The sequence below is a fragment of the Mesorhizobium sp. CA10 genome (assembly GCF_020165285.1).
Taxonomy (GTDB): domain Bacteria; phylum Pseudomonadota; class Alphaproteobacteria; order Rhizobiales; family Rhizobiaceae; genus Mesorhizobium.
The window spans coordinates 42,994-69,977 of sequence record NZ_JAIUHV010000017.1 but is presented as its reverse complement, the minus strand read 5'-3'; the positions used below and the strand labels follow the sequence as shown (position 1 = coordinate 69,977).

The window sequence follows — 26,984 nt, the reverse complement described above, 5'->3', positions numbered from 1 at the left end:
CGAGTCAGTAGTGAGTAGTGAGTAGTATTCATCAATCTCAATGCCTGCTTCATTCCGCCTGCTTGGCCTGCACCGTCCGAATGAGAGATCTCGTCATCTTTCCAATCTCTTCGCATCGCACCAGCAGTTCAATCTCATTGTCTTTTTCTAACAAGCCAACCCGGCATGCCAGGAGTATGTGCGTTTCCAGTTCCTTCAACGAACCCTGCGCCATGCGCAGAAATTGAACGAATGAACCTCTGTTCTCACGACCATACCCCTCAGCGATATTGGCGGCGATAGATGCCGCCGAGCGGCGCATCTGGGAGGTCATTCCATAGATCTCGTCCTTCGGAAAACCTTTGGTGACGCGATAACAATCTTCGGCAAGGACCATCGCCGATTGCCACACCATCAGGTCGCGATAAGATTCGATCCGCTTTTCCAATTCCTTCCCTACTGACTACTCACTACTCACTACTCACTACTCACTACTCACTACTTCCTACTCACTGTTTCGCCTTCTCATCCCCGGGAAGGACGTAATCCGTTCCTTCCCACGGGCTCAAGAAGTCGAAATTTCTGAATTCCTGCTTCAATTCCACCGGCTCGTAGATCACCCGCTTGGCCTCGTCGTCGTAGCGCACCTCGACGAAACCGGTCAGCGGGAAATCCTTGCGCAGCGGATGCCCCTCGAAACCATAGTCGGTGAGAATGCGGCGCAGGTCCGGATGGCCCGAGAACAGCACGCCGTAAAGGTCGTAGGTCTCGCGCTCGAACCAGTCGGCACCCGGATAGACGCCGGTCAGCGACGGCACCAGCGTCTCCTCGTCGGCCTGGACCTTGAGCCTGATGCGGACATTCTGCTTCGGCGACAATAGGTGATAGACGACGTCGAAGCGCCTGGCGCGCGACGGGTAGTCCGCTCCGCAGACATCGATGATCGAGATGAACTGGCAGCGCGGATCGTCGCGCAGGAAGGTCGCGACCTCGATCAGGTTGCCCGGTTCAACTGAAACCGTGAGCTCACCATAGGCAAGCACGGCTTCGCCGATGCGGCCGGAGAGCTTCTCGCCGAGATAGGTGGAGAGTTCGTTCAACGCCAGGGTCATCGGCTCACCGTTCGATCGTGCCGGTGCGGCGGATCTTCTTCTGCAGAAGGAGAATGCCGTAGAGCAGCGCCTCCGCGCTCGGCGGGCAGCCGGGCACATAAATGTCGACCGGCACGACGCGGTCGCAGCCGCGCACCACCGAATAGGAATAGTGGTAGTAGCCGCCGCCATTGGCGCAGGAGCCCATCGAGATGACGTAGCGCGGCTCCGGCATCTGGTCGTAGACCTTGCGCAGCGCCGGCGCCATCTTGTTGGTCAGCGTGCCGGCGACGATCATAATGTCGGACTGGCGCGGCGACGCGCGCGGCGCGACGCCGAAACGCTCCGAGTCATAGCGCGGCATCGAGGTGTGGATCATCTCGACCGCGCAGCAGGCGAGGCCGAAGGTCATGAACATCAGCGAGCCGCTGCGCGCCCAGGTGATCAGCGCCTCGGTCGAGGTGACGAGAAAGCCCTTGTCGGCCAGCTCATTGTTGATTTCGAGGAAGAAGGGATCGTCCTCCCCCACCGGCCTGCCGGTGTTGGGGTCGATGATGCCCTTGGGCTTCGGCGCGACGAGGGTGCCTGAACTCTCGTTCAATCCCATTCCAGCGCTCCTTTTTTCCATTCATAGGCAAAACCGATGGTCAGCACCGCCAGGAACACCATCATCGACCAGAAGCCGAGCATGCCGAGCTTCGAGAAGGACACCGCCCACGGGAACAGGAAGGCGACCTCGAGATCGAAGATGATGAACAGGATCGACACCAGGTAGAAGCGGATGTCGAACTTCATGCGGGCGTCGTCGAACGAGTTGAACCCGCATTCATAGGCGGAAAGCTTTTCCGGGTCGGGATTGCGGTAGGCCACAAGGAACGGAGCGATGATGAGCGCCAGACCGACGATCATCGCCACGGCGATGAACAGCACGATAGGCAGGTACGAACTTAGGAGTGCGCTCATGCGGCGACTTTCCTTCGGCGGGGGCAGTTCATTTTGATTACAGCAACGAACTCTAATGCGGAAGCGTGACAGATTAACCGCTGAACCGTTTTAAGGGGCCCATGCTGCAACGCGGCGAGGGTTAGCGCAGCGGTTTCGGTGACGCAAGTCAAACGTTGTTCAAATCGCGGCTCTGGACGCCTTATCGGAAGAAACTGGTCCGATCCGCTCCTGTTTGATTTCCTTCAGTTTTTACTCCAGTTTTCTCTCCTGACATATCTACCGCCATTTGCCTGCTAGCATGGCCGGAATCACCGGCTAAAAATCCAACGGACGATCGGGGCAAGGACACCTGATGAAGGACAAGATTTCGCTGGCCATGGCGAGGCGCGTCGCGCTGGGCGCGCAAGGGTTCAACGACCCTCGCCCCGCAGGAGTTCCGGATCGTCGGCACCTCGCCCGGGTGCTTTCGCGAACCGGCCTTCTGCAGATCGATTCCGTGAGCGCGGTGGTGCGGGCGCATTATATGCCGCTCTATTCGCGCCTCGGCCCCTACCCGCTTACGCTGCTCGACAATGCCGCAGTCACCCGCAAGCGCGCCGTGTTCGAATACTGGGCGCATGAGGCGTCGTTCCTGCCCGTGGAGACGTACCCGCTGATGCGCTGGCGCATGCAGCGCGCCGAGCAGGGCGACGAGATGTATCTCGGCCTGGCGAAATGGGGCCGTGAACGCAAGGAAATGATCGACGAGATATATAGAGAGGTCGCCGATCGCGGTCCGATCGCCGCGTCCGACATCGAAGGCCACAAGGGCAATGGCGGCTGGTGGGGCTGGAGCGAGGCCAAGCACGCTTTCGAATGGCTGTTCTGGGCCGGGCGCATCACCACCGCCTACCGCCGCGGCTTCGAACGCTATTACGACCTGCCCGAGCGCGTTTTGCCGCAGGCGGTCCTCGACCTTCCCATTCCCTCGGTCGAGGACGCGCATCGCGAATTGCTGCGCATTTCCGCCCGCGCCCATGGCATCGCCACCTATGGCGACCTGCGCGACTATTTTCGTCTCGCGCCGGGCGACACGAAGGATCGCATCGAGGAACTGGTCGATGCCGGCGAATTGCTGCCGGTGAAGGTCGAAGGTTGGGACAAGACCGCCTATCTCCACAAGGACGCCCGTTTCCCGCGCCGGATAGAGGCGCGCGCCCTGCTCGCCCCTTTCGATCCCGTCGTCTTCGAACGCACCAGGACGGAGAAACTCTTCGATTTCCGCTACCGCATCGAGATCTACACGCCGGCCGAGAAACGCCAATATGGCTACTACGTGCTGCCCTTCCTGCTCGGCGATCGGATCGTCGCCCGCGTCGATCTGAAAGCTGACCGCCCGGCCAGCATCTTGCGCGTCCACGCCGCCTACGCCGAGGCCGGCGCCCCACCCGAAACGGCCGCCCAGCTCTTCGACGAGTTGAAGCAGATGCAGGGCTGGCTCGGCCTGGAGGCGATCGAAGTGACGCCGGCCGGCGACCTCGGGCCGGCGCTGGCCGACATCGCGGTGTCGTAGCTGCGCGTTGACAGGGACCTAGCCGTAAGCCTAAATCCTGACCCAGACGGTCTTCTCCCGGCAAAGGGAGGAGCCAAGAGGGAATGCGGTGCGGGCCAACACCCAAATCCGCGGCTGTCCCCGCAACTGTAAGCGACGAGCCTCTGCCGAAAACCACTGGGATGTTCCCGGGAAGGCGGCATTCAGGGTGACGACCCGCGAGCCAGGAGACCTGCCGTCTGAGACTTTAAGTATCCGAATGCCCGGCGGGTTTTCCGGGCAAGGAGCATGGTTTTGGATCGCAACGGCAGTTTCCCGGCAAACAGTGCGGACATTCCGTCCGAGCCCGATGCTTTGGCTGGCGTCACCGTCATCGTCTGCTCATCCTGCCGCGACGAGACCGGGTCGGATGCGCATCCGCGCGCCGGCGCGCTGCTTGCCGAAGACACGCGTCGGGCTGCTTGCGGCGAAAAGATCGACATCCGTACCGTCGAATGCCTCGGCAACTGCAAGCGCCGGCTAAGCGCCGCGCTGCTGCGCGACGGCTGCTGGAGCTACGTCTTCGGCGATCTGGACACGACCAGCGGCGCCGATCTCGTCGCCGGCGCAAAGCTCTTCGCCACCTCGACCGACGGCCTCATCCCCTGGCGCGGCCGGCCCGATTCTCTCAAGCGCGGCCTGGTTGCCCGCATCCCTCCCCTCGACATGCTGAAGGACCGACCATGAACGCATCCGTTTCCCGCGTGCCCTGCACCGTCGTCACCGGCTTTCTCGGCGCCGGCAAGACGACGCTGATCCGCAACCTGCTCGAGAACGCCAAGGGCAAGCGGCTGGCGATCATCGTCAACGAGTTCGGCGATGTCGGCATCGACGGCGAGATCCTCAAGGGCTGCGGCGTCGACTCTTGCCCTGAAGAAAACATCGTCGAGCTCGCCAATGGCTGCATCTGCTGCACCGTTGCCGACGATTTCGTGCCGGCGCTCGACCAGATCCTGTCGCTCAACCCCAAGGTCGATCACATCCTGATCGAGACCTCGGGCCTCGCTCTGCCGAAGCCGCTGGTGCAGGCGTTCCAGTGGCCGAGCGTGAAGAGCCGCGTCACGGTCGATGGCGTCATCGCCGTGGTCGACGGCCCGGCGCTCGCCGACGGCCGCGTCGCTTCCGATGTAGATGCCCTGCAGGCGCAGCGTGCGGCGGACGATTCCCTCGACCATGACGATCCGGTCGAAGAGGTGTTCGAGGACCAGATCGCCTGCGCCGACCTGATCATCCTGTCGAAAAGCGACCTGATGGATGCGGCAGGCTCCGCCCGTGCCAACGCCGTCATCGGCGAGCATGTCGCGCGCGCCGTCAAGGTCGTGCCGACAGCGCAGGGCAAGGTCGATTCGGCCGTGCTGCTCGGCCTTGGTCTTGCGGTGGAGGACGACATCGAGAACCGCAAGACCCATCACGACGACGAGCTCGATCACGAGCACGACGATTTCGATTCCTTCGTCATCGACATCCCGTCGATCGCCAACCCCGACGAGCTGGCCAAGCGCGTCGCCCTTGCCGCAGAGCAGGAGAACGTCTTGCGCGTCAAAGGCTTCGTCGAGGTCGGCGGCAAGCCGATGCGGCTCCTGCTGCAGGCTGTCGGCCCGCGCGTCAATCATTACTACGACCGCGCCTGGACGGCTGAGGACGATCGCCGCTCGCGGCTCGTTGTCATCGGCCTCAAGGGGCTGAACCGCCCGGCGATCGAGCGTATCCTCGCCGGCTGAGGCAATCCGGACCGCGATGCACATCCTCGCCACCACATCCGCTTCGCTCGACGATCTCGCCGAGCCGATCGACCTCAGGCAGACGCCTGCGGATGTCGTGGCCCTGTCCTTCACCGACAGCGATCTCTCCGGCCTGGCCGCTGCCTGGAAGGCGGATGCGGAGCGGCTGCCGTCGATGCGGCTTGCGGCGCTGCGCGACCTTCGCCACCCGATGTCGGTGGACCTGTGGATCGACAGCGTCACCCGCCACGCCAGGGTCATCCTCGTCCGCATCCTCGGCGGCTATGACTGGTGGCGCTACGGCTGTGACCAGCTCGCCGCCCTGGCGCGCGAACGCGGCATCAAGCTGGCATTGCTGCCCGGCGAAAGCCATGACGAGGACCAGCGCCTGATCGAAGCCTCGACCCTGCCGCGCGCCGAGCTGGACGCGTTGCTCGGCTATTTCCGCGAAGGCGGTCCGGCCAATATGAACGCGCTGGTGCAAAGGCTGGCAAGGCTCGCCGGGTCGGATGCGGCCGTGGCCGAACCGGTCAGCGTGCCGAAGGCGGGATATTATCAGCCTGGGCTGGGAGTTGTCGAAAAGCCAGTCCTGTCGAGCGTCGGCGATCCTTCGCCCCCCCCTCTGTCCTGCCGGACATCTCCCCCTCAAGGGGGGAGATCAGCTGTCACCCAAGCCGGCTCTATCTCTGCTTCGTCAAATATCGAGCTAGCTGAAACATCTACAGTTGGCGAAACCGTCGACCACAGAGCAATCTCCCCCCTTGAGGGGGAGATGTCCGGCAGGACAGAGGGGGGGGCGACAGAACTCGACGCTACCAACTTCAGCGCCCCGGTCATCCCCATCCTCTTCTACCGCTCGATGCTGCTTGCCGCCGACGTGGCACCGATCGACGCACTCGTTGACGCCCTGTGTTCGCAAGGCCTAGCGCCTGTGCCGATCTTCGTCTCCAGCCTCAAAGACGCGGCATCCCTGGCCTTCGTCGAAACCGCCCTCACCTCCCTGAACCCCTCCGCTATCGTCACCGCCACCGCCTTCGCCTCCGGCGCGGAACCCGGTGCCGAGACCCTCTTCGACCGCGCGGGCGTACCGGTGTTCCAGGTCATCGTCGCCACCACCAGGCGCGAGGTCTGGGAAAAGAACCAGCGCGGCCTGGCGCCTGCCGACCTTGCCATGCATGTCGTCCTGCCCGAGCTCGACGGCCGCATCCTGGCCGGCGCCATCTCCTTCAAGGGCGAGGTCGAGACCGATCCGGCGCTGGCCTTCCGCGCCTTGGCCAACCGGCCCGAGGTGGACCGCGTGGCGCAAGTTGCCAAGCGGATCGCGGCGTTCATCCGCCTGCAGCGGATGGAGCGGGCCGAGCGCAAGCTGGCGATCCTGATCCCGGATTATCCGAGCGCGCCAGGGCGAACCGGTTACGCCGTTGGGCTTGATGTGCCCTCCAGTGTGCTTGCGATGCTGCATGACCTGAAGGAACAGGGCTATGCGGTTGAGGGGATTCCGCAATCGCCGCGGGCCTTGCTGGATGTGCTGGAAGTGGGCGGGCTTGGCCTCTCCTTAGGGGACTACTCCGCCTTTTCGGTCGAACTCCCGAGGGAAGCGCGCGATGCAGTAGAGGCCGCGTGGGGCAAGGCAAAAGGGATAGGTTCGCGCGAGGCACCCCCCTCTGTCCTGCCGGACATCTCCCCCTCAGGGAGGGAGATTGCCCTGTCACTACCGCTTTCGCCAATCGGCAGTGTTGCAGGTGGAGCGCCGGCGCCCGAACTGCCAATCTCCCCCCTAGAGGGGGAGATGTCCGGCAGGACAGAGGGGGGCGCGACAGAACGCCAGCCTTGGCAGCTAGCAGGTGAAACAACCTTCCCCTTCCGCGCCGCGACCTTCGGCAACGTCACCGTGGCGCGGGCACCCGACCGCGGCCGCTCGGCCGACCGCCGCGCCGACTATCACGACCCGACGCTGCCGCCGCGCCACGAGCTGATCGCTTTCGGCCTCTGGCTGCAGAAATCGCTCGGCGTGCATGCCATCATCCATGTCGGCGCGCATGGCACGCTGGAATGGCTGCCGGGCAAGACGGTGGCCCTCTCCGGAACCTGCTTCCCGGAGATCGTCACCGGATCGCTGCCCGTCATCTATCCATTCATCGTCTCCAATCCGGGCGAGGCGGCGCAGGCCAAGCGCCGCATTTCGGCCGTCACCCTCGGCCATCTGCCGCCGCCGCTGACCGGCGCCGGCCTCGACGAGGCGCAACTGAAACTCGAGCGGTTGGTCGACGAATATGCGCAGGCCGACGGCCTCGACCGCCGCCGCCGCGACCGTCTGGCCAAATTGATTGTCGAGACGGCGCAAAAGACTGGCCTTGCTTCCGAAGCCGGCGTTGCCGGCACAGACGCTCCGGACGAAGCGCTGCGCCGCATCGACGCCTGGCTCTGCGACCTCAAGGATTTCGCCGTCAAGGACGGGCTGCATGTCTATGGCCGCGCACCGGAAGATGAAGTCGACCCGCTGCGCCGGCAAAGCGCGGCGGCCGAAATAGCCAACCTGCTCGCCGCGCTCGATGGCCGTCACGTCAAGGCCGGCCCTGCCGGCGCCCCGGCGCGCGGTCGCTCCGATGTGCTGCCCACCGGCCGCAACCTCTTCACCTCCGATCCGCGCACAATGCCGACGCCAACCGCCTATGACCTCGGCCAGGCGGCGGCGGAGGAAGTGTTGCGCAGCTATATGCAAAGCCATGGCGACTGGCCGCGCTCGCTGGTCATCGACCTCTGGGGTTCCGCCTCGTTGCGCACCGGGGGCGAGGAGATCGCGCAAGGTCTGGCGCTGATGGGCTGCCGGCCGCAATGGGATGCCGCGACGGGCCGCGTCACCGGTATCGAGGTGCTGCCGCCGGCCACGCTCGGCCGCCCGCGCGTCGACGTCACCTGGCGCATCTCCGGCCTGTTCCGCGACATGTTCCCGACCCAGATCGCATTGATCGACGCCGCTGCCAACGCGGTCGCCAGCCGCGACGAGGACGATACCGAGAACCCGCTCGCCGCAGCGACGCGCGCTCAGGGGAAGATCAGCCCGCGCATTTTCGGCACCTCACCGGGAACTTATGGCGCCGGCGTCGAGGACTTGCTGTCGCGCGGCGAATGGGGCGCGCGCGAAGAGATCGGCCGTGCCTATCTCGACGCCACCTCGCACGCCTATGGCGGCGCCGAAGGCGAAGCGATCTCGGCGCCCGGCGCTTTCGAAGGCCGCATCGCCGAAGCCGATCTCCTCGTCCACACCGGCGATGACCCTGGCCGCGACATCCTTGAAGGTTCGGCCGACGTCGCCTTCATCGGCGGCTTTTCGGCCGCCCTTGCCGCGCTCGGCAGGAATGCCGACGTCATCGTGCTCGACACGACCGACCCGAAAAAGCCGAAGCCGCGTTCGGTCGGCGAAGCGGTATCGCGCGTGGTCCGCGCCCGTGCCGTCAACCCGCGCTTCATTGCCGGCCAGATGCGCCACGGCCCGCGCGGCGCCTCGGAATTCGCCGAGACCGTCGACCGTCTGGTCGGCTTCGCCGAAACCACCCATGCCATTTCGGGCGCGCTGATCGAGGCCGTTCATGACGCCTATGTTGGCGACCCGGACGTCCGCGCCTTCCTGCTGCGCGAGAACCCGGCGGCTGCCAAGGTCATCGCCGAACGGTTCCTCGCCGCGCGGCGACGCGGCCTTTGGCATCCGCTCAGGAATTCCATCGACGACGATCTCGCGGCCTTGTTCGCCGAGGCCCAGGCAAGCGAGGTGGCGGCATGAACGCATTCTCGCGCCGTGGCGCTTGCCCTGCTCTAAGCGCGCCGATGCAGACCGGCGACGGGCTGCTGGTGCGGCTCAACCCAGTCGCTGGAGGAATTTCGCCGAAGTCGCTGATCGGGCTCGGCGAATCCGCCTTGCGTCACGGCAACGGCATCATGGAGGTGACGGCGCGCGGCAACCTGCAGATTCGTGGTTTGACGGCCGAAAGCGCCCGGTTGCTGGCGGACGAAGTGGATGCGCTGGGCATCGCGGTGCGCAGTGGCGTTCCGGTCGAGACGGGGCCGCTGGCGGGAATCGATCCGGAAGAGAACGCCGATCCGCGGCCGGTGGCGGAGCGGATCAGGGCGGCGATTGAAAAGGCCGGGTTGACGCCGCGGCTGGGGCCGAAGGTGTCGGTGGTTGTCGATGGCGGCGGACAGCTGACGATGGATGCCGTGACGGCCGATGTGCGGCTGAAGGCGATGCAGGCTGCGGCGGGCATCTGGTGGAGCGTGTCGATTGCCGGCGACGGGCGGAGTGCGAAGCCGCTCGCGGCGGTCGATGCTGATGGCGCACGCGACATTGCAGTCGCGGCTCTTCGGATGGTCGCCGAAAAAGGTCGCGAGGCGCACACCCGGGATCTTTCGGAGAGACAGTTGGCTTCTCTCGCAGGCTGGCATTCCGTCGCGCCCCCCTCTGTCCTGCCGGACATCTCCCCCTCTAGGGGGGAGATTGGCAGTTCCCGCACCGGCTCTCCACTTTCCGCGTTGGAGATTGGCGAAAGCCGCGGTGACAAGGCAATCTCCCCCCTTGAGGGGGAGATGTCCGGCAGGACAGAGAGGGGGGCGCAGGAACGCCAGCCCGCGAGAAGTCCCATTGGCCTATTCAATCTAGGAAACAACACCGCCCTAGGCATCGCCCTGCCCTACGGCAGCATGCCGGCGCAAAACCTCATCGATCTCGCCACCCAAGCCGCGAACCTCGGCGCCTCCGAAATCCGCCTCGCCCCAGGCCGAGCCCTGCTCTTCCTCGGTCTCTCCGCCCCCTCCACGCTCCAATCCTCCGCCGCCGCTCTCGGCTTCGTCACCGACCCCGCCGACCCGCGCACCCGCATCGCCGCCTGCCCAGGCGCGCCGGCCTGCGCGTCCGGCCGCATCGCCACCCGTGCCATCGCCGAAACGATCGCAAAAGAAAGCGCGGACCTTCTCGACGCCTCGCTGTCTCTCCACATCTCCGGCTGCGCCAAGGGCTGCGCGCATCCCGGCACCGCTGCGCTCACCCTGGTCGGCGACGAAAACGGAGCCGGACTTGTCGTGGACGGGACTGCGAAGGCTCTTCCTGCCGCGTACAGGCCGGGCTATGACGCCGCGCGCGGGGTCGCCGGCATCCTTGCCGCGATCCGCGACGGAAGACATCAGCGCGAAACCGCCGCCGCCTGCCTGAAAAGACTTGGCGCGGCCGGCATCGCCGAACTCTATCGACGGAACCAGTGAATGGCCGCCTACGACTATATCCATGACGGAACGGCGATCTACGAGCGCTCTTTCGCCATCATCCGCGCCGAGGCGGACCTGTCTCGCTTCTCGGAGGCGGAGGCCGATGTCGCGATCCGCATGATCCATGCCTGCGGCCAGGTCGAAGTCGCCAGCCATTTCGTCTTCTCGAACGATTTCGTAGCCGCCGCCCGCACGGCGCTCGCCGCCGGCGCGCCGATCTTCTGCGATGCCGAGATGGTGGCGCACGGCGTCACCCGCGCCCGTCTGCCGGCCGGCAATGAGGTGATATGCACGCTGCGCGAACCGCGCACGCACGACATCGCCAGGCAAATCGGCAACACCCGCTCGGCCGCGGCGATCGACCTCTGGGGCGAGCGCATGGCCGGCTCTGTCGTCGCCATCGGCAACGCGCCGACCGCGCTCTTCTATCTGCTTGAGAAGCTGCGCGACGGCGCGCCGAGGCCGGCCGCGATCATCGGCATGCCTGTGGGCTTCGTGGGTGCCGCCGAATCCAAGGATGCGCTGGCCGACAATTCCTACGGCGTGCCTTATGCCATCGTGCGCGGCAGGCTGGGCGGCAGCGCCATGACCGCCGCCGCGCTCAACTCTCTGGCGAGGCCCGGCCTGTGAACGCGATCGTGGAAGGCCGTCTGGTCGGCGTCGGCACCGGCCCCGGAGATCCGGAGCTTCTGACACTGAAGGCGGCGCGCGCGTTGGCAGAGGCGGACGTCGTCGCCTATTTCGCCAAGCGCGGCAACAACAGCAATGCGCGTGCCATCGTCGAGGCGCGCTTCCGGCCGGACATGATCGAGCTGCCGCTGCTCTATCCGGTGACGACGGAGATCGACAAGGATCACGACGACTACCGCGCGCAGATCGCCGATTTCTACGAGCAATCGGCCGAACAGGTGGCCGAGCATCTCGGCGCCGGCAGGATGGTGGCGGTGCTGTCGGAGGGCGATCCGCTCTTCTACGGCTCCTACATGCATCTGCATGTGCGGCTTGCGCACCGCTTCTCTACGGAAGTCATCCCCGGCATCACCGCCATGTCCGGCTGCTGGTCCGCCACCGGCCTGCCGATCGTCCAGGGCGACGACGTGCTGAGTGTGCTGCCCGGCACGATGAGCGAATTCGAGCTGACCCGCCGCCTCGCCGACACAGATGCCGCCGTCATCATGAAGGTCGGCCGCAACCTGCCAAAAATCCGCCGCGCGCTGGAAGCGACCGGCAAGCTGGCGAAGGCCGTCTATGTCGAGCGCGGCACCATGCCGGGCAGCGTCTCGATGCGGCTTGCCGAAAAGCCGGACGACAAGGCGCCCTATTTCGCCATCGTGCTGGTTGCCGGCTGGTCGGCCCGCCCGGGGGCCGCCGGAGCAAAATCATGAGCGGCCGTCTTACCGTCATCGGTCTCGGGCCCGGCAATGCCGACCAGGTCACGCCGCAGGCTGCCAATGCCGTGGCCGAGGCTTCCTTCTTCTATGGCTACAAGCCCTATCTCGACCGGCTGGAACTGCGGCCGGACCAGACCCGCATCGCCTCCGACAACCGCGAGGAGCTCGCCCGCTCCAACGAAGCGCTGGCCAAGGCCGCAGAAGGCCACAATGTCGCCGTCGTTTCCGGCGGCGATCCCGGCGTCTTCGCCATGGCCGCCGCCGTCTGCGAGGCGATCGAAGCCGGCCCTGAAGAATGGCGTGCCATCGACGTCTCGGTTGTCCCGGGTGTGACTGCAATGCTTGCCGTCGCCGCCCGCATCGGCGCGCCACTCGGCCATGATTTCTGCGCCATCTCGCTCTCCGACAATTTGAAGCCGTGGGAGCTGATCGAATTGCGCCTGCTGGCAGCGGCCGGCGCCGGCTTCGTCGTCGCGCTCTACAATCCCATCAGCAAGGCTCGCCCCTGGCAGCTTGGCCGCGCCTTCGAATGCCTGAAGGCGATCCTGCCCGGCACCACGCCAGTGATCTTCGGCCGGGCTGCCGGCCGGCCCGACGAGCGCATCGAAGTCTCTCTGCTGGCGGACGCCGACGCCGAAAAGGCCGACATGGCGACCTGCATCATCATCGGCTCGCCGGAGACCCGCATCATCAAGCGCGGCGAAAAACCAGCGCTGGTCTACACGCCGCGTTCTGCAACGGGATCGAAATGATGATCGACCTTTGCCGCCAGCGCATCGACGGTCTCAGTCGAAGGAACGTCCGGCAAACGCGGTCGGCGGATCAGGATCACTTCGATACCAAGCGCCCGCGCAGCGGCGATCTTGCCATAGCTCGCCTCGCCGCCGCTGTTCTTCGAAACGACGGCATCGATACCGTATTTTTCGAGCAACGCCCGTTCATCCGCTTCCGGAAACGGTCCGCGCGCCAAAAGGTAAAGTGCATCGGGCACGGCAAGCTTCGGCTCGACCGGGTCGACGCTGCGGATCAGGTAGCGGTGCTGCGGAGCGACTTCGAAGGCGCCGGCCTCCTGACGGCCGATCGCCAGGAAAACGCGGCGCGGCGCCTCGCCAAGCGCCTTCGCCGCCTCAGTGACGCTGTCGACCAGCGTCCAGCGATCACCGGCCACGGGCTCCCATCCAGGACGCCGCAGCGCAAGGACCGGCACGCCAGCCTGCGCAGCCGCTTCTGCGACGTTGGCCGAGATACGCGCGGCGTATGGATGCGTGGCGTCGATCAGCAGATCGACGTGTTCTTCCCGAAGATAGGCAGCCAGCCCATCTGCGCCGCCAAAGCCGCCGACACGCACCGGCACGCCTTGCGCGACCGGGCTTTCAGTGCGGCCGGCCAGCGACAGCGTGACCGAAAAATCGTCGCGACGGGCGAGCTTCCCGGCCAATTGCCGGGCTTCCGTCGTTCCGCCGAGGATCAGGATATGGTGGGTCATCATGCCTGCTAAGGGTCCGCGCGCCGCCAAGCCAGCCTCAAAATGGCTCACGATCGTCGGCATCGGCGAGGACGGTGTAGCGGGTCTCGGCGACGAGGCCAAGCAGCGGATTGCCGAGGCCGAGATCGTCTTCGGCGGGAAGCGGCATCTCGGCCTTGTCGCGTCGCTGGCCAAGGGGAAAGCGCGCCCGTGGCCGACGCCCTTCGATGCCGAAATGCGCGACGTGCTGGCGGTCGCGGGCAAAAAAATATGCGTGCTCGCGTCCGGCGACCCGTTTTTCCATGGTGTCGGCGCCACGCTGGCGCGCAAGGTCAATCCGGATGAGATGCTCGTCCTGCCGGCGCCCTCGTCTCTGTCGCTGGCCGCGCCCCGTCTCGGCTGGGCATTGCAGGACGTGGAGACAATCTCGCTGCACGGCCATTCGATCGACCTGATCCGGCCTCTGCTCCATTCCGGCGCGCGTATCCTGGCGCTCACCTCCGACGCCGACGCGCCGGCGGCCATCGCCGCACTGCTCGACGAGCTCGGTTTCGGCCCTTCGCGACTGACGGTCCTCGAAGCACTCGGTGGGCAGGATGAGGCACGCCGCACCGCTCGCGCCGAAGCCTTCGATCTCGAAAACGTCAATCCGCTCAACGTGCTGGCGATTGAAATTGAATCAACACCGGATGCCCGCGTCCTGCCTCTGACCGTCGGCCTTGCCGATCACCTGTTCGAGCATGACGGTCAGATCACCAAGCGCGAGATTCGCGCGATCACGCTGTCGGCGCTGGCGCCCCGGCGCGGTGAGTTGCTGTGGGACATCGGCGCCGGTTCCGGCTCGATCGGCATCGAGTGGATGCTGGCTCATTCCTCTATGCGCGCCATCGCCATCGAAGCCAATAGCGAGCGCGCCGCCCGTATCCACCGCAACGCCGCGCATTGCGGCGTGCCCGGCCTCGTCGTGATCGAAGGAGCCGCGCCTAAGGCGCTGGCAAAATTGGAGACGCCCGATGCCATCTTCATCGGCGGCGGCGGCAGCGATGCCGGCGTGCTGGAGAAGGCAATCAAGGCGCTGCGTCCCGGCGGCCGGCTCGTCGCCAATGCGGTGACGCTGGAGATGGAGGTGCTGCTGCTCGACCAGCACAACAGACGCGGCGGCGACCTGACCCGCATCGCCCTGTCGCGCGCGGCGCCTGTCGGCTCGATGCAGGCGTGGCGACCGGCCATGCCGGTCACGCAGTGGAGCTGGGTCAAGCCATGATGGTCGCAGGTATCGGCAGCCGCAAAGGTGTGACGGCGGGCGACGTTCGCGCCGCGATCGAGACCGCGCTTGAGGCGCATGGGCTTACGATGACGGCGCTTTCTGCATTGGCGACGGGTGAAATCAAGCGCGATGAGCCGGCGATCTTCCTTGCCGCCCGAGACCTCGACCTCCCCGTGCTCGTCATCTCCGACGCCGCACTGCAATCCGTCTCGTCCGGCACAGTCAGTCGCTCCGACGCGTCGCAGGCCCAGGCCGGCACGCCTTCGGTTTCGGAAGCCTCGGCCCTGGCCGCGGCCGGAAAAGGTGCGAACCTGCTTGGACCGCGCATCGTGCTCGGTCCGGTGACCTGCGCCATCGCCATCAGCGGAGATGCGCCATGACCGTCCATTTCATCGGCGCCGGTCCAGGTGCGGCCGATCTCATCACGCTGCGCGGCGCCCGGCTGCTGGCCAGTTGCCCGGTCTGCCTCTATGCCGGCTCGATCGTCGCGCCGGAACTGCTCGAGCATTGCGCGCCAGGCACCAAATTGATCGACACCGCGCCGATGTCGCTTGACGAGATCGAGGCCGAATATGTCGCCGCGCACAAGGCTGGGCAGGACGTCTCGCGCCTGCATTCCGGCGACCTTTCGGTGTGGAGCGCGGTGGCCGAACAGATCAGGCGGCTGGAAAAGCACGGCATCCCCTACACATTGACACCTGGCGTTCCCTCCTTCGCGGCGGCAGCGGCCGCACTTCGCCGCGAGCTCACCATTCCCGAACTCGCGCAAAGCCTGGTGCTGACCCGCGTCTCCGGCCGCGCCTCGAAAATGCCGCCGGGCGAGACGCTGGCCGGCTTCGGCCGCACTGGCGCCACGCTTGCCATTCATCTCGCCATCCATGCCATCGAGCGCATCGTCGCGGATCTGACGCCGCTTTACGGCGCCGAATGTCCGGTCGCGGTCGTCTTCCGCGCCTCCTGGCCGGACGAGCGCATCCTGACCGGCACGCTGGGCACCATCGAAGCGCAATTGGCGGAAAACCCGATGGAACGCACGGCGATCATCTTCGTCGGCAGCGCTCTCGCCGCGCAGGATTTCGGCGAAAGCTCATTGTACGACGCCCACTACCAGCGGCGTTTTCGCGGACGGGATGGATTGTGAACGGCAGCGCCAATACGAACGGACGGGCTAATGTGGAGCAGGCGCTGGCGCGGCTGAACTTCAAGCCGCGCGAGCTTGAGCCAGGCCATGTCTGGCTGGCCGGCGCCGGCCCCGGCGACCCCGGCTGCCTGACGCTGGAGGTGCTGGCGGCACTTGGGCAATGCGATGCGCTGGTCTATGACGCGCTGGTTTCGCCCGATGTCGTCGCGGTAGCCCAGGGTGCCGAGCTTTTCTACGCCGGAAAACGCGGCGGCCAGCCCTCGATGAAACAGGACGACATCAACACCCTGCTGGTGCGGCTGGCCCGCGAAGGCCGTCGAGTCGTGCGCTTGAAGGGCGGCGACCCCTATATTTTCGGCCGTGGCGGCGAAGAGGCTCTGGCGCTCGCGGGCGAAAGAATTCCGTTCCGGGTGCTCTCCGGCCTGACCTCGGGCCTCAGCGCGCTGGCCGCCACCGGCATTCCCGCCACCATGCGCGGCATCAACAAGGCCGTGATCCTCGCCACCGGCCACGGCGCCGGCACCGATGACGACATCGACTGGTTGGCGATCGCCCGCACCGGACAGCCGGTCGTCGTCTATATGGGCATGGCCAATTTGCCGGTGATCGCGGCAAAGCTGCTCGAGGGCGGCCTCGCGCCATCGACCCCGGCCGCCGTGATCGTGGCGGCAACCACTCCGCAGGAGCGCATCGTGGTCGCCACGCTCGCCAACATCGCTGACGAGGCCGCGGCCGCCGGGCTCGCTTCGCCGGCGCTGATCGTTGTCGGCGGCATCGTCGCCATGCGCGCGGCACTGACGGGCGGCGCATGACGGCGCGCGCAATCATCATCGGCGCGCCGCGCTCCGGCTCGGGCAAGACCAGCGTCACCATCGGCCTGTTGCGTGCGCTTGCGCGGCGCGGGCTGAAAGTGCGCGGCGCGAAGTCCGGACCGGACTATATCGACCCGGGCTTCCACGCCGCCGCGACCGGCCTGTCAGGCGTCAACCTCGACAGCTGGGCGATGTCGCCTTCTCTGCTCAATGCGCTAGCGGCCGAAGCCGCGGACGACGCCGAATACATTATCCTTGAAAGCGCGATGGGCCTGTTCGACGGCATCCCCGCGCCGCAAGGCCGCTCCGGCTCGGCTGCCGATCTCGCCCGCCTCTACGGCCTGCCTGTACTTCTGGTGCTCGACGTTTCCGGGCAGTCGACCACGGCGGCGGCAGTGGCCAAGGGGTTTGCCACCTACGACCCGGACGTGCGCATGGCCGGCGTCATTCTCAACCGCTTGGGCAGCGAACGCCACCGGCGGCTTTCCGGCGACGCGATCGAGGCAATCGGCCTGCCCGTGGTCGGCGCCATCCTGCGCGATCCGACGCTGAACTTGCCGGAGCGGCATCTCGGCCTCGTCCAGGCCGGCGAGCACGAGAACCTGATGGCGCATCTCGACCGGCTGGCCGACATGGTCGAGAAGTCGCTCGACATCGACGCCATCCTGGCGCTGGCGACCCCGCTGCAACCCGCGGCCGGCGATTTTGGCGATGCCTTGCGGCCGCCCGGGCAGCGTATCGCGCTGGCGGAAGACGCGGCCTTCACCTTCCTCTATCCACATGTCGCCTCGCATTGGCGCAAGGCAGGCGCCGAGATCGTGCCTTTCTCGCCGCTTGCCGACGAGGCGCCCTCGCCGGACTGCGATGTCTGCTGGCTGCCCGGCGGCTATCCCGAGCTCCATGCCGGCAAGCTCGCGGCCGCGACCAACTTCCAGTCAGGAATGGCGCGCTTCGCGGCGGCGAAGCCGGTTCACGGCGAGTGCGGCGGCTTCATGGTGCTGGGCGAAGTGCTGGAAGACGCAGAGGGCGAGAGCCACAAAATGCTTGGCCTGCTTGGCCATTCGACCAGCTTCGCCAAACGCAAGATGAACCTCGGCTATCGCGAGGCGCGGCTGCGCGCCGCCTGTCCGTTGGGACCGGAGGGCACGCTGATCCGCGGTCACGAATTCCACTACGCGCAGATGCTTGCTGCCGGCAATGACGAGCCCTTGGCCGACCTCGCCGACGGCCAGGGCAATCCGCTCGGCGCCTCAGGCTACCGGCGCGGCCATGTCAGCGGCACCTTCTTCCATGCCATTGCGAGGGGCGCATGAGCGGCCCTTCCGCGCCCCGGCAAGTGCTTGACGATATCGGCCTCAGCCTCGTCTTCTTCACCCGCCTGCGGTTGCCCTCGAGCGATTTCGGCGGCCGCAGCCTGGCGGATGCGATCTGGGCGGCGCCCTTTGCCGGCCTCGCGGTGGCGATCATCGGCGCACTCGTCTACGCCATCGCCTACAGTTTGGGTCTTGCCAGCGGCCCGGCCGCGGCGCTCACCCTCGCCGCGACGATGCTCGTTACCGGCTGCCTGCATGAGGACGGACTTTCCGATATCGCCGACGGCTTTTGGGGCGGCAGGACGCGCGACAGGAAGCTGGAGATCATGCGCGACAGCCGCATCGGCGCCTATGGCGCGGCCGCGCTTGGGCTGTCGCTGCTCATCCGCTGGAGCGCGCTGTCCGAGCTCGCCGGTCCGGGCCACGTATTCCTGGCCCTGCTTGCCGCGCATGCCGGCTCGCGCGGCCTGTTCGGCGCCTTCATGCATCTTCTGCCACCGGCCCGCAGCGACGGCCTGTCTGCGAATGCGGGCTCTGTCACAAGCGAGACCGCCATCATAGGTGCTGCGCTTGGCGCGGTGGTGTTGCTGGCGCTCGGCCTTGGCGGCGCGATCGCGGCGCTCATCCTGCTCGGCCTGGTCTTCATGGCGTTCCGCGCTCTTTGCCTCAGCCAGATCGGCGGGCAGACCGGCGACACGATCGGCGCGCTGCAGCAGCTCGGCGAGATCGCCGTGCTGCTCGTCGCTTCCATCTGCCTTTCCTGATTCACTTTCGGAGACCTTTCCCCCATGAGCTTCAAATCCCTCGAAGACCTTCGCGCCGCCTGCCTCGACCTCCCGTCCGGCAGCGATGCGGCCGCCAGCGCCGTCGCGAGGCGCCAGGACACGCTGACCAAACCGCAGGGCAGTCTCGGCCGGCTGGAAGCGATCGCCGCCTGGCTCGGCCGCTGGCAGGCGCGCGACATGCCGAAGCTCGACCATGTGAAGGTTGTCGTCTTCGCCGGCAATCACGGCGTCACCGCGCAGGGCGTGTCGGCCTATCCTTCGGAAGTCACGGTACAGATGGTGGCGAATTTCGCCGGCGGCGGCGCGGCCATCAACCAGCTTGCCCGCGTCGCCGGCGCCAAGCTCGACGTCATTCCGCTCGACCTCGACCATCCGACCGGCGATTTCACGCAAGTGCCGGCGATGGACGAAAAGGCGTTCCTCGCCGCCGTCTCGGCCGGCTACGACACGGTAACCAAGGATCTCGACCTCGTCTGCTTCGGCGAGATGGGCATCGGCAACACGACGCCTGCGGCGGCGATCTCGACGGCGCTTTTCGGCGGCGGCGCGGAAAAATGGACCGGCCGCGGCACCGGCGTCGACGATGCCGGGCTGCTGCGCAAGGTCGTGGCCATCGAGGCCGGCCTCAAGCGCCATGCCGATGCGCTCTCCGATCCGCTGAAGATCGCTGCCGCCCTTGGCGGGCGCGAGCTGGCGGCAATCCTCGGCGCCACACTCGCCGCGCGCAAGAACAACGTGCCGGTGCTGCTTGACGGCTTCGTCTGCACCGCAGCCGCAGCACCTCTGGCGAGGCTGCATCCGACCGGGCTGGCCCACACCATCGCCGCCCATGTCTCGGCCGAAGCCGGCCACCGCCGCCTGCTCGAAGCGCTCGGCCTGCCGCCGCTGCTCGATCTCGGCATGCGGCTCGGCGAAGGCTCCGGCGCCTGCCTTGCCGTCAACATCGTGCGTTCGGCACTGGAATGCCACGCGAAGATGGCGAGCTTTGCCGAGGCCGGCGTTTCTGAAAAGTGACGGGATTGGTCCGGCTTACGCAATTTCTGTTTCTGCAAATCGGCTTAATATTATCTAAACTTAGCGGATTTGACGGCTGCACTGATCTGACCACGGATCACTTAAAGATCCTCTTACCAACAATTGCAAATGATTTGTGATCATCCTCACAGATAAAACTCTGACGCCATGCCAAATCATACCTCGTTATTACCCCATAATTGAGGTTTCTTCAGAAAAGGAGGAAGGCATGGCTCGTTCAATTAGAGTACTCTACCGGGGAATGAAAGGTACAATTCGTCAGAACTTCAATTGGGACCCGATCAACCTAGACTCGGTGGTGATCATAACAGCAGCGGAATTTATACCTGCCTTCGGTGGCTTTGGTGGCGGACCGAAGACGCTTGGGCGCCCAAATCTTGGCTCCGCTAATGTTTATGTGACCAATGTTGGCCCCCACGGCGTGGCCGGCGGGGAAGCAGGAGGCGTTGAATTCCTTCTTCATGTCGACTGGGACAACCCATTGGACATCGTTGCGACCATCACCGTTCTGGATGACATCGAGGAATTCTTCCAGGCGTAGCGGACATCTTCCGTGGCCTAGTGCGGCATTGGCACTTGCGGCTTGATCCTGCGATCGCCGGTTGGGCATCAGTCGTCATGAGAGCTGTCTGACGGGCGATCGTTGCAGGTCTTGAGCTTTAACAGCTCAATCCGCCGCGAAGGCGGGCTAAAAAGGAGAAATACCATCGGAAAAAATGGTGGGTGTGCACAGGATCGAACTGTGGACCCGCTGATTAAGAGTCAGCTGCTCTACCAACTGAGCTACACACCCACACCGCCGGAAAACTCAGCGTCGGCGGCGCATATAGCCGCCGCTTTCGGTCATGTCCAGCCCTGCCGGATCATTTCCCGACAAATCGACACGGCATGATCGCGAAAAGTGGATTCCGGTTTTTCGGGAAAAGATCATGCCTGCCAAAAAAGCCCGCAGGTGTCACACGAATAGCTTGCCTTCAGCCACCTTGACCGCGTGGCCGCCAATGCGCGCGGAGGCCAGTTTCCCGCCATCGACATTGAGCTCGAGCCGGATGCGCGACGGCCGGCCCATTTCCAGCCCCTGCTCGATCCAGAGCTGCGAGATGCCGTCGGTCGGGGCGTCGAAATGCATGACGGCGCCGGCAAAGGCGGCCGCGGCCGAACCGGTCGCCGGGTCCTCATAGGAAGGCGTGCCGGGCACGATCATGCGCACGTGGAAGGCGCTGTCGTGATGGACCCGCTCGCGGCAATAGACATAGGGGCTGGCGAAGGCCCATTCGCTCTTGCGCGGCGCCAGTTCCGACCACGCCTGGTTGTCGAGCCGGATCTTGGCCGCCTCCTCCAGGCCGGCAACGGGAATCGTCACATAAGGCACGCCGGCCGACCAGAAGGCAACGCGGTGATTCTCGAAGCCGATCTCGTGCGGGGCAAGGCCGAGCGCGGCGCCGATCGCGTCCGGGTCAGCCTTGAGCTCCAGCGGTTCCGGCAGTTTCGCCAGGTCGAACTCAGCGAATGTCGAGCCGTCATGCTTGCTCACCGCGCAACGCACCGGCCCGATATTCTCCTCCAGCACGAAAATGCCGGCGGCCTCGCCGGCGAGTTCGGCCAGCGCGATCGCCGAGCCGACCGTCGGATGCCCCGCGAAAGGCATCTCATAGTCGGGCGTGAAGATGCGTATGCGGTTGCGATGCTTCGGATTGTCGGGAGGCAGCACGAACACTGTCTCAGACAGATTGAATTCACGTGCGATCGCCTGCATGCCGGCAGTGTCGAGCCCGTCGTTGTCCAGCACCACCGCAAGCGGATTTCCAGCCAGCCTTTCGGTGGTAAACACATCGTAAAGCAAGTAATTGCGCGCCATGGAGAAAACCTTTCGCCTCGCCCCGAATTTCTGCCTCAATCCAAACATGAGGGAAATTTAATTTGAAATTCGAACCTTAAGGCCTGATTTGTGGACGGATAGGGACATCCATTTTCAGCATAGGGGTCCGGCGTGGACCAGCTTGTCAATCCGCCAAACGCGGAATCCGGTACTTCCATAGAGGCTCGACCGCAAGGGCGTAAGCCGCAAGCGTCGCCGCTTCTGGTTCTACGCGCTGCTGACGATAGCGATCATCACGGCCGGCATTGCCCTCTATCGGTCGTATGCCGCAGCACCTCCCAGGATAGAATACACCACCGTGCCCGCGGCGATCGCCGACCTCACTGTCGCGGTATCGGCCACCGGCACGCTGCAGCCGCTGACCCAGGTCGACATCTCCAGCGAGCTTTCCGGAATCGTCCGCTCGGTCGCGGCCAATGAAAACCAGCAGGTCAAGAAGGGCGACGTGCTGGCGACGCTCGACACCGCCAAGCTCGAAGTCCAGATCGAGCGCGCCACCGCCTCCGCCAAGGCGGCGTCGGCCGCCGTCGAGGACGCCAAGGTGACCTTGCAGGAAAACGAGAACGCGGTTGTGCGCGCAAACGCGCTGACCAAGCGCGGCATGGCGACGGACCAGTCGCTCGAAGCGGCGACGGCGACGCGCGACCGCTCGAAGGCGGCGCTCGACAGCGCCGAAGCCAATCTCGCCATCGCCCAGGCAGATCTCAAGGCGCAGCAGACCGATCTCGCCAAGAGCACCATCTATGCGCCGATCGACGGCATCGTGCTGACGCGCTCGGTCGATCCCGGCCAGACCGTCGCGTCCTCCCTGCAGGCGCCGGTGCTCTTCGTCATCGCCGCCGACCTTCGCAACATGGAATTGCAGGCCGCGGTCGACGAGGCCGATATCGGCCAGGTCAAGCCCGGCCAGCATGCCCGCTTCACCGTCGACGCTTTCCCGGACCGACCCTTCGACGCCGAGATCCGCGACATCTCCTACGCCTCGGTCACCACCGATGGCGTCGTCACCTACAATGCCCGCCTCGAAGTCGACAATGGCGAGCTTCTCTTGCGGCCCGGTATGACGGCCACGGTCTCGGTCGTGACCCGGCAGGCCAAAAGCGTGCTTACCGTCCCGTCGACCGCCTTCCGCTATCGCCCGATGCAACAGCAGGCACGCGGCTGGAGCCTTAGCGACCTCTTCACCGGCCGCGTGGGCCGCCCCAACCGGCAGCGCGAGGCAACGAAGGCGCCGACCGACGGCTCGCGCACGCTCTATGTGCTGGAGAATGGCCGGCCACGTCCGGTCAACGTCAGGATCGGCTCGACCGACGGCGAGCTGACCGAGATCACCTCCGGCCTCGACGAAGGCGCGCAAGTCATCACCGGCGCGCAGCAGCGGAGCTGACGAAATGTCGGCTCCCCTGCTCATCGATTTCGACCAGGTCTGGAAAACCTATGGCGAGGGCGAGGCTCGCGTGCAGGCGCTGGCCGGCGTCGATCTCGCCATCCGGCGCGGCGAATTCGTCGCCATCATGGGTCCCTCGGGCTCGGGCAAATCGACGGCGATGAACATCATCGGTTGCCTCGATACGCCGACGGCCGGAACCTACTGTTTCATGGGCATCGATGCGGGCCGCCTCGACCGCAACCGCCGCGCGCTTTTGCGCAACCTCTATGTCGGCTTCGTCTTCCAAGGCTATAATCTGCTGCCGCGCACCACCGCCGCGGAAAATGTCGAGCTGCCGCTGATCTATCGCGGCGTTGCAGCGCGTGAGCGCCGAGATCTCGCCATGCAGGCGCTGGCCGAGGTCGGACTGGTCGGGCGCGAGCACCACACGCCGGCCGAGCTTTCCGGCGGCCAGCAGCAGCGCGTGGCGATAGCCCGCGCCATCGTCACCAGACCGACGCTACTCGTCGCCGACGAGCCCACCGGCAATCTCGACACGGCGCGCACACACGAGATCATGGAACTGCTGACAAGGCTCAACGCCGAACTCGGGCTCTCCATCGTCATGGTCACGCATGAGGCCGATGTGGCGGACTATGCCGGCCGCACCGTCCGTTTCCTCGACGGCCATGTCGCCTCCGACACCTTAGCGGAGCAAGCGGCATGATCTGGGAGACCGTCCGCCTCTCGCTGCGCTCGATCCGCCGCAACGTATTGCGCTCGTTCCTGACGCTGCTTGGCATCGTCATCGGGGTCGCGGCCGTCATCGCCATGCTCACCATCGGCTCCGGCACGACGGAGAAGGTCAAGGCCGATATTTCCAAGCTCGGCAGCAACCTGCTCGTCGTCCGCGCCGGCCGGCCGGCAGGCCCCGGCGGACCGGGAGGGCTCGACCAGGCGGTGCGGCCGCTGGCCGAAAAGGATGTCGCCGCGCTCGTCGCGCATCTGAGCGGCGCGCGCGCGATTTCGCCTGCCTCGCAAAAGCAGGTCCGCGTCATCTTCGGCACCGAAAGCCTGACCTCGGGCGTGACCGGCACCGACAGCGCCTATCTCGACGCCCGCGACTGGAAACTGGTGTCAGGCCGCCCGTTCAGCGATTCCGAAACGCGCGCCGGCGCCGGTGTGTGCCTGATCGGCGAAACCGTGCGCCAGCAATTCTTCGGCGCCGGCGATCCGGAGGGTGAGGTCATCCGCGTCAACCGCACCTCCTGCAAGATCATCGGCCTGCTCGAGGCCAAGGGCTATACCGGCTTCGGCCAGGACCAGGACAATGTCGTGCTGATGCCGCTGCACGCCTATCAACGGCGCATCGCCGGCAACCGCGACATCGACAACATCTATATCGCCGCCGACGACCGCACCCCGACCACCGAGCTGCAGCCGCGCGTCGAGGACATTTTGCGCGACACACGCCGTATCACGCCCGACCGCGATCCCGATTTCGCCATCCGCGACATGACCCAGATCGCCGATGCGATGACCAGCGCCACCACGACCATGACCGGCATGCTCGGCGCCGTCGCCGGCGTCAGCCTGCTGGTCGGCGGCATTGGCATCATGAACATCATGCTGGTCTCGGTCACCGAACGCACGCGCGAGATCGGCATCAGGCTGGCCATCGGCGCGCATGAAAAACACATCCTCATCCAGTTCCTGGTCGAGGCGACGGTGCTGTCGCTCTTTGGCGGCATCATCGGCATCCTGATCGGGCTTTCGCTGGCTGGCCTCGCCTCGATGACGCTGACGATACCTTTCGCGCCAAGCCCCGCCGTCATCCTGCTCGCCGTCGGCTTCTCGGCGCTGATCGGCATGGTGTTCGGCTTCTTCCCGGCGCTGCGCGGCGCAAGGCTCGACCCGATCGACGCGCTCAGGCACGAATAGTCAGAAAACAACGTTCCGCGCCTGTGCCCCCCTGATCTTGCGGTGAGGCGGCGCTGAAAGAGCGGGGGGTGCCGCTAACGATCGCCGCCGAAATGCCATTCGACCAGCGGCTTCATGTGCGGCATCAGGCCGGCGGGCAGATCGCCGGCGTGGCGGATGATCACCGGCCCTTCGATCTCCGGGTCTGTCTCGGTAGCGACGAAGGCGCTGATGCGGCGCGCCAACTCGTCGGCGGACTCCGCGACCCGGTAGCGGCGGAAGATGACCGTACCGCTTGCCGTCGATAGCGCGTGATAGCGCCGTCCGCGTTCAGCCGTCGAAAGGTCGAGGCCGGTCTCCTCCCTCACCTCGCGGATCATGTTGAAGTCGACATCGACCAGTCCGTCGCGGAAATCGATCGGCTCGAACGAGCCGGCGGCGAAATAGACGCGGCCGGCATTGACCGTATGCGGCCCCATGCGGATCGCGACCAGCGCATTGTCGCCGGCGACCAACACGGCATGCGCGTAGGCGTGCTCGGCGCCGGAATTCTCGCGCCGCTTGCGCCACAGCATGAAGGTCGAATAGTTGACTGCGTGGCAGCGGCCGACGAGGCGACCGTCGCGGTAGGCAAGCTCGGCAAGCAGCACCACAGCGCCGTCGAACAATGCCGGATTGGCGGCGATCTCCCGCCGCCAGTTCTCGGCGATGGCTGCCGCATTGCTCAGCGCGAAGGGATGTGGGCCGGGATCGAGGCGGACGTCGACCGCATCGACCGGAAGGATGACGTTGCGCGGCAGGTCGAAACTCAACAGCGTCATGCCATGTCCAGTGTGATCGCCACCGGGCAATGGTCCGACGCTTTCGGCCTGTCCCAGCCCGCGCGCGGGAAACGTACGACCTCCTGTCCGGGCGGAAAGATGGTGCGCCAGGGCTGGCCGTTGCGGATGATGTCGGGAACGGCGGTGGCGTTCTTCGCGGCCAGCCCCTTCGACAGCAGGATATAGTCGAGCTGGCAAAGGTGCCGCTCCTCCGGGCCGCGTGTATGGTAGAAGCTCCAGCGGTCCATCTCCGGACGCCGCTCGACAACATTCTCGCAAAAGCCGCCGGCGGTGAGCACATCGATCGAGGACCGGGCTTCGTCTATGACCTCGAAACGGTAGCCGTCGATGGCGTCGCCATCGATCTTCACGCGTTGCCGGTAATCGTTCATGTCGCCGCAGATCGCCCAGCGTTTGTCGGCGGCATGGTCCTTGCCGAAACGCTCCTCGACGATTCGGCGCACCGCTTGCGCTTCCGCGATGCGCAGCGGCATCGACGCCTGGCGGCCATCCAGCCCGTTGCGCGGCGGCCCCATCGATTTGAAATGCACCAGATAGAGCGTTAACGGCACGCCGCCGACCCTCAGGTCGATCTCCAGGCAGTCGCGGCGAAAGACACGCTCATTGGCGAGATAGCCGAGCGCGGCGAGCTCCGGCGTGAACAGCCCGAACTCCTCGAAGGTGACATAGGCGTGGCTGGTCATGCGCACGAAGTCGATCGGCTGCCCTTGCGCTGTTTCGTTGCGCATCATCACCGCGACATCGATGCCGCGCGTATCGTTGCCGGCGGTGGTGTATTTCTGCCGGTAGCCCTGGCCGATCATCTTGAACAGATAGCCATATTCGAAAGCCTTCAGCGCCTCGATATTGTCGACCTCCTGCATGCAGATGATGTCGGCGCGGGTGGCTGCTATGGCGAGCGCCGTCAGCTGGCGCGTGTCGTCGGACTGGGCGATGGCACGGGCCTGCTCGAGAACCCGGTATTCGGCCTCGCTCTGGATATCGAACAGCGCCAGCGTGCGGTCTTCATTGAGCTGGTTGCGATAGCCCGAGAAATCGAACCTGCTCATCAGGTTCTCGACGTTGAAGGTGGCAAGCCGAAGCGACATGGCCGTGACCTTTGCCCGCAAGCGGGGACGAAAACAAGAGCCAGGCCGATGCTCGTTATGGTTGATGGAACCTTTCCGTTCATCCTCCGTTCAGACGGAAAGTTCCAACAATGGG

Annotated in this window: 26 protein-coding genes, 1 tRNA gene, 1 pseudogene and 1 riboswitch; of the genes and pseudogenes, 19 read left to right on the top strand and 9 right to left on the bottom strand. The window is 65.5% G+C overall.

Annotated elements, in window-relative coordinates:
- Positions 1-49: 49 nt before the first annotated feature.
- The 4 genes from LB535_RS26600 to LB535_RS26585 all read right to left on the bottom strand — a co-directional run bounded on the left by LB535_RS26600 (position 50) and on the right by LB535_RS26585 (position 2,033).
- A complete protein-coding gene (locus tag LB535_RS26600) occupies positions 50-427 on the bottom strand; it encodes a four helix bundle protein (RefSeq protein WP_140839930.1) in 378 nt (125 codons plus the stop codon).
- Between the two features lie 61 nt (positions 428-488).
- Entirely contained in the window at positions 489-1,091 is a 603-nt protein-coding gene (locus tag LB535_RS26595; protein WP_095764859.1) for an NADH-quinone oxidoreductase subunit C, read from the bottom strand.
- Positions 1,092-1,095: 4 nt separating this feature from the next.
- Entirely contained in the window at positions 1,096-1,677 is a 582-nt protein-coding gene (locus LB535_RS26590; protein WP_224634287.1) for a NuoB/complex I 20 kDa subunit family protein, read from the bottom strand.
- Positions 1,668-2,033 carry an NADH-quinone oxidoreductase subunit A gene (locus LB535_RS26585; protein ID WP_042643187.1) on the bottom strand — a complete coding sequence of 122 codons (366 nt, stop codon included), beginning with the start codon at positions 2,031-2,033 and terminating at the stop codon, positions 1,668-1,670. The genes LB535_RS26590 and LB535_RS26585 overlap by 10 nt, the downstream gene beginning before the upstream one ends.
- A gap of 334 nt (positions 2,034-2,367) precedes the next feature.
- On the opposite strand from LB535_RS26585, the gene LB535_RS26580 reads away from it, so the two are divergent.
- The 8 genes from LB535_RS26580 (at position 2,368) to LB535_RS26545 (ending at position 12,705) form a co-directional block, all read left to right on the top strand.
- Positions 2,368-3,567, top strand: coding sequence for a winged helix-turn-helix domain-containing protein (locus tag LB535_RS26580; RefSeq protein WP_224634286.1), 1,200 nt, complete (start codon positions 2,368-2,370; stop codon positions 3,565-3,567).
- A gap of 30 nt (positions 3,568-3,597) precedes the next feature.
- Positions 3,598-3,801: riboswitch (cobalamin riboswitch) on the top strand.
- Between the two features lie 39 nt (positions 3,802-3,840).
- Positions 3,841-4,272, top strand: a complete 432-nt coding sequence (locus tag LB535_RS26575; RefSeq protein ID WP_224634300.1) for a DUF1636 family protein — start codon at positions 3,841-3,843, stop codon at positions 4,270-4,272.
- Positions 4,269-5,306, top strand: a complete 1,038-nt coding sequence (cobW, locus tag LB535_RS26570; RefSeq protein WP_224634285.1) for a cobalamin biosynthesis protein CobW — start codon at positions 4,269-4,271, stop codon at positions 5,304-5,306. Before LB535_RS26575 ends, cobW begins: the two co-directional genes overlap by 4 nt.
- Before the next feature lie 16 nt (positions 5,307-5,322).
- Positions 5,323-9,087: a cobaltochelatase subunit CobN gene (locus tag LB535_RS26565; protein WP_224634284.1), complete on the top strand. Its 3,765-nt coding sequence runs from the start codon at positions 5,323-5,325 to the stop codon at positions 9,085-9,087.
- Positions 9,084-10,559 carry a precorrin-3B synthase gene (cobG, locus tag LB535_RS26560; protein ID WP_224634283.1) on the top strand — a complete coding sequence of 492 codons (1,476 nt, stop codon included), beginning with the start codon at positions 9,084-9,086 and terminating at the stop codon, positions 10,557-10,559. Before LB535_RS26565 ends, cobG begins: the two co-directional genes overlap by 4 nt.
- Complete coding sequence (locus LB535_RS26555; RefSeq protein WP_224634282.1) at positions 10,560-11,192, top strand: precorrin-8X methylmutase; 633 nt, start codon at positions 10,560-10,562, stop codon at positions 11,190-11,192.
- Positions 11,189-11,947: a precorrin-2 C(20)-methyltransferase gene (locus LB535_RS26550; protein WP_224634281.1), complete on the top strand. Its 759-nt coding sequence runs from the start codon at positions 11,189-11,191 to the stop codon at positions 11,945-11,947. The genes LB535_RS26555 and LB535_RS26550 overlap by 4 nt, the downstream gene beginning before the upstream one ends.
- Entirely contained in the window at positions 11,944-12,705 is a 762-nt protein-coding gene (locus LB535_RS26545) for a precorrin-3B C(17)-methyltransferase (protein ID WP_224634280.1), read from the top strand. Before LB535_RS26550 ends, LB535_RS26545 begins: the two co-directional genes overlap by 4 nt.
- Here LB535_RS26545 and LB535_RS26540 read toward each other — a convergent pair.
- Entirely contained in the window at positions 12,672-13,439 is a 768-nt protein-coding gene (locus LB535_RS26540; RefSeq protein WP_224634299.1) for a cobalt-precorrin-6A reductase, read from the bottom strand. The genes LB535_RS26545 and LB535_RS26540 overlap by 34 nt on opposite strands.
- Before the next feature lies 1 nt (position 13,440).
- On the opposite strand from LB535_RS26540, the gene cbiE reads away from it, so the two are divergent.
- The 8 genes from cbiE to LB535_RS26500 all read left to right on the top strand — a co-directional run bounded on the left by cbiE (position 13,441) and on the right by LB535_RS26500 (position 20,312).
- On the top strand, positions 13,441-14,682 hold the full coding sequence (gene cbiE / locus LB535_RS26535) for a precorrin-6y C5,15-methyltransferase (decarboxylating) subunit CbiE (RefSeq protein ID WP_224634279.1): 1,242 nt from the start codon (positions 13,441-13,443) through the stop codon (positions 14,680-14,682).
- Complete coding sequence (locus tag LB535_RS26530) at positions 14,679-15,065, top strand: cobalamin biosynthesis protein (RefSeq protein WP_224634278.1); 387 nt, start codon at positions 14,679-14,681, stop codon at positions 15,063-15,065. Before cbiE ends, LB535_RS26530 begins: the two co-directional genes overlap by 4 nt.
- On the top strand, positions 15,062-15,826 hold the full coding sequence (gene cobM / locus LB535_RS26525) for a precorrin-4 C(11)-methyltransferase (RefSeq protein WP_224634277.1): 765 nt from the start codon (positions 15,062-15,064) through the stop codon (positions 15,824-15,826). The genes LB535_RS26530 and cobM overlap by 4 nt, the downstream gene beginning before the upstream one ends.
- Positions 15,823-16,638, top strand: a complete 816-nt coding sequence (gene cobA / locus LB535_RS26520; protein ID WP_224634276.1) for a uroporphyrinogen-III C-methyltransferase — start codon at positions 15,823-15,825, stop codon at positions 16,636-16,638. The genes cobM and cobA overlap by 4 nt, the downstream gene beginning before the upstream one ends.
- On the top strand, positions 16,635-17,951 hold the full coding sequence (locus LB535_RS26515; protein WP_224634275.1) for a cobyrinate a,c-diamide synthase: 1,317 nt from the start codon (positions 16,635-16,637) through the stop codon (positions 17,949-17,951). Before cobA ends, LB535_RS26515 begins: the two co-directional genes overlap by 4 nt.
- Positions 17,948-18,715: an adenosylcobinamide-GDP ribazoletransferase gene (gene cobS / locus LB535_RS26510; RefSeq protein WP_224634274.1), complete on the top strand. Its 768-nt coding sequence runs from the start codon at positions 17,948-17,950 to the stop codon at positions 18,713-18,715. The genes LB535_RS26515 and cobS overlap by 4 nt, the downstream gene beginning before the upstream one ends.
- A 24-nt stretch (positions 18,716-18,739) precedes the next feature.
- On the top strand, positions 18,740-19,750 hold the full coding sequence (gene cobT / locus LB535_RS26505) for a nicotinate-nucleotide--dimethylbenzimidazole phosphoribosyltransferase (RefSeq protein ID WP_224634273.1): 1,011 nt from the start codon (positions 18,740-18,742) through the stop codon (positions 19,748-19,750).
- Positions 19,751-19,979: 229 nt separating this feature from the next.
- A complete protein-coding gene (locus LB535_RS26500) occupies positions 19,980-20,312 on the top strand; it encodes a hypothetical protein (protein WP_224634272.1) in 333 nt (110 codons plus the stop codon).
- A gap of 176 nt (positions 20,313-20,488) precedes the next feature.
- Here the strand turns inward: LB535_RS26500 and LB535_RS26495 are convergent.
- Together LB535_RS26495 and LB535_RS26490 are read right to left on the bottom strand one after the other, a co-directional pair.
- Positions 20,489-20,564, bottom strand: a tRNA-Lys gene (locus LB535_RS26495).
- 162 nt (positions 20,565-20,726) lie between these two features.
- Positions 20,727-21,629, bottom strand: a complete 903-nt coding sequence (locus LB535_RS26490; protein ID WP_224634271.1) for a PhzF family phenazine biosynthesis protein — start codon at positions 21,627-21,629, stop codon at positions 20,727-20,729.
- A 132-nt stretch (positions 21,630-21,761) separates the two neighbouring features.
- On the opposite strand from LB535_RS26490, the pseudogene LB535_RS26485 reads away from it, so the two are divergent.
- The 3 genes and pseudogenes from LB535_RS26485 (at position 21,762) to LB535_RS26475 (ending at position 24,960) form a co-directional block, all read left to right on the top strand.
- Positions 21,762-23,037, top strand: a pseudogene (locus LB535_RS26485) (efflux RND transporter periplasmic adaptor subunit).
- Positions 23,038-23,041: 4 nt separating this feature from the next.
- Positions 23,042-23,746 (top strand): ABC transporter ATP-binding protein, encoded by a 705-nt coding sequence (locus LB535_RS26480; protein ID WP_224634269.1) that lies wholly within the window; start codon positions 23,042-23,044, stop codon positions 23,744-23,746.
- Complete coding sequence (locus tag LB535_RS26475; RefSeq protein WP_224634268.1) at positions 23,743-24,960, top strand: ABC transporter permease; 1,218 nt, start codon at positions 23,743-23,745, stop codon at positions 24,958-24,960. Before LB535_RS26480 ends, LB535_RS26475 begins: the two co-directional genes overlap by 4 nt.
- Before the next feature lie 74 nt (positions 24,961-25,034).
- On the opposite strand, the gene LB535_RS26470 is transcribed toward LB535_RS26475, so the two are convergent.
- Together LB535_RS26470 and LB535_RS26465 are read right to left on the bottom strand one after the other, a co-directional pair.
- Complete coding sequence (locus LB535_RS26470; RefSeq protein ID WP_224634298.1) at positions 25,035-25,751, bottom strand: hypothetical protein; 717 nt, start codon at positions 25,749-25,751, stop codon at positions 25,035-25,037.
- 5 nt (positions 25,752-25,756) lie between these two features.
- Positions 25,757-26,869: an endonuclease/exonuclease/phosphatase family protein gene (locus LB535_RS26465; RefSeq protein WP_224634267.1), complete on the bottom strand. Its 1,113-nt coding sequence runs from the start codon at positions 26,867-26,869 to the stop codon at positions 25,757-25,759.
- Positions 26,870-26,984: the final 115 nt, after the last annotated feature.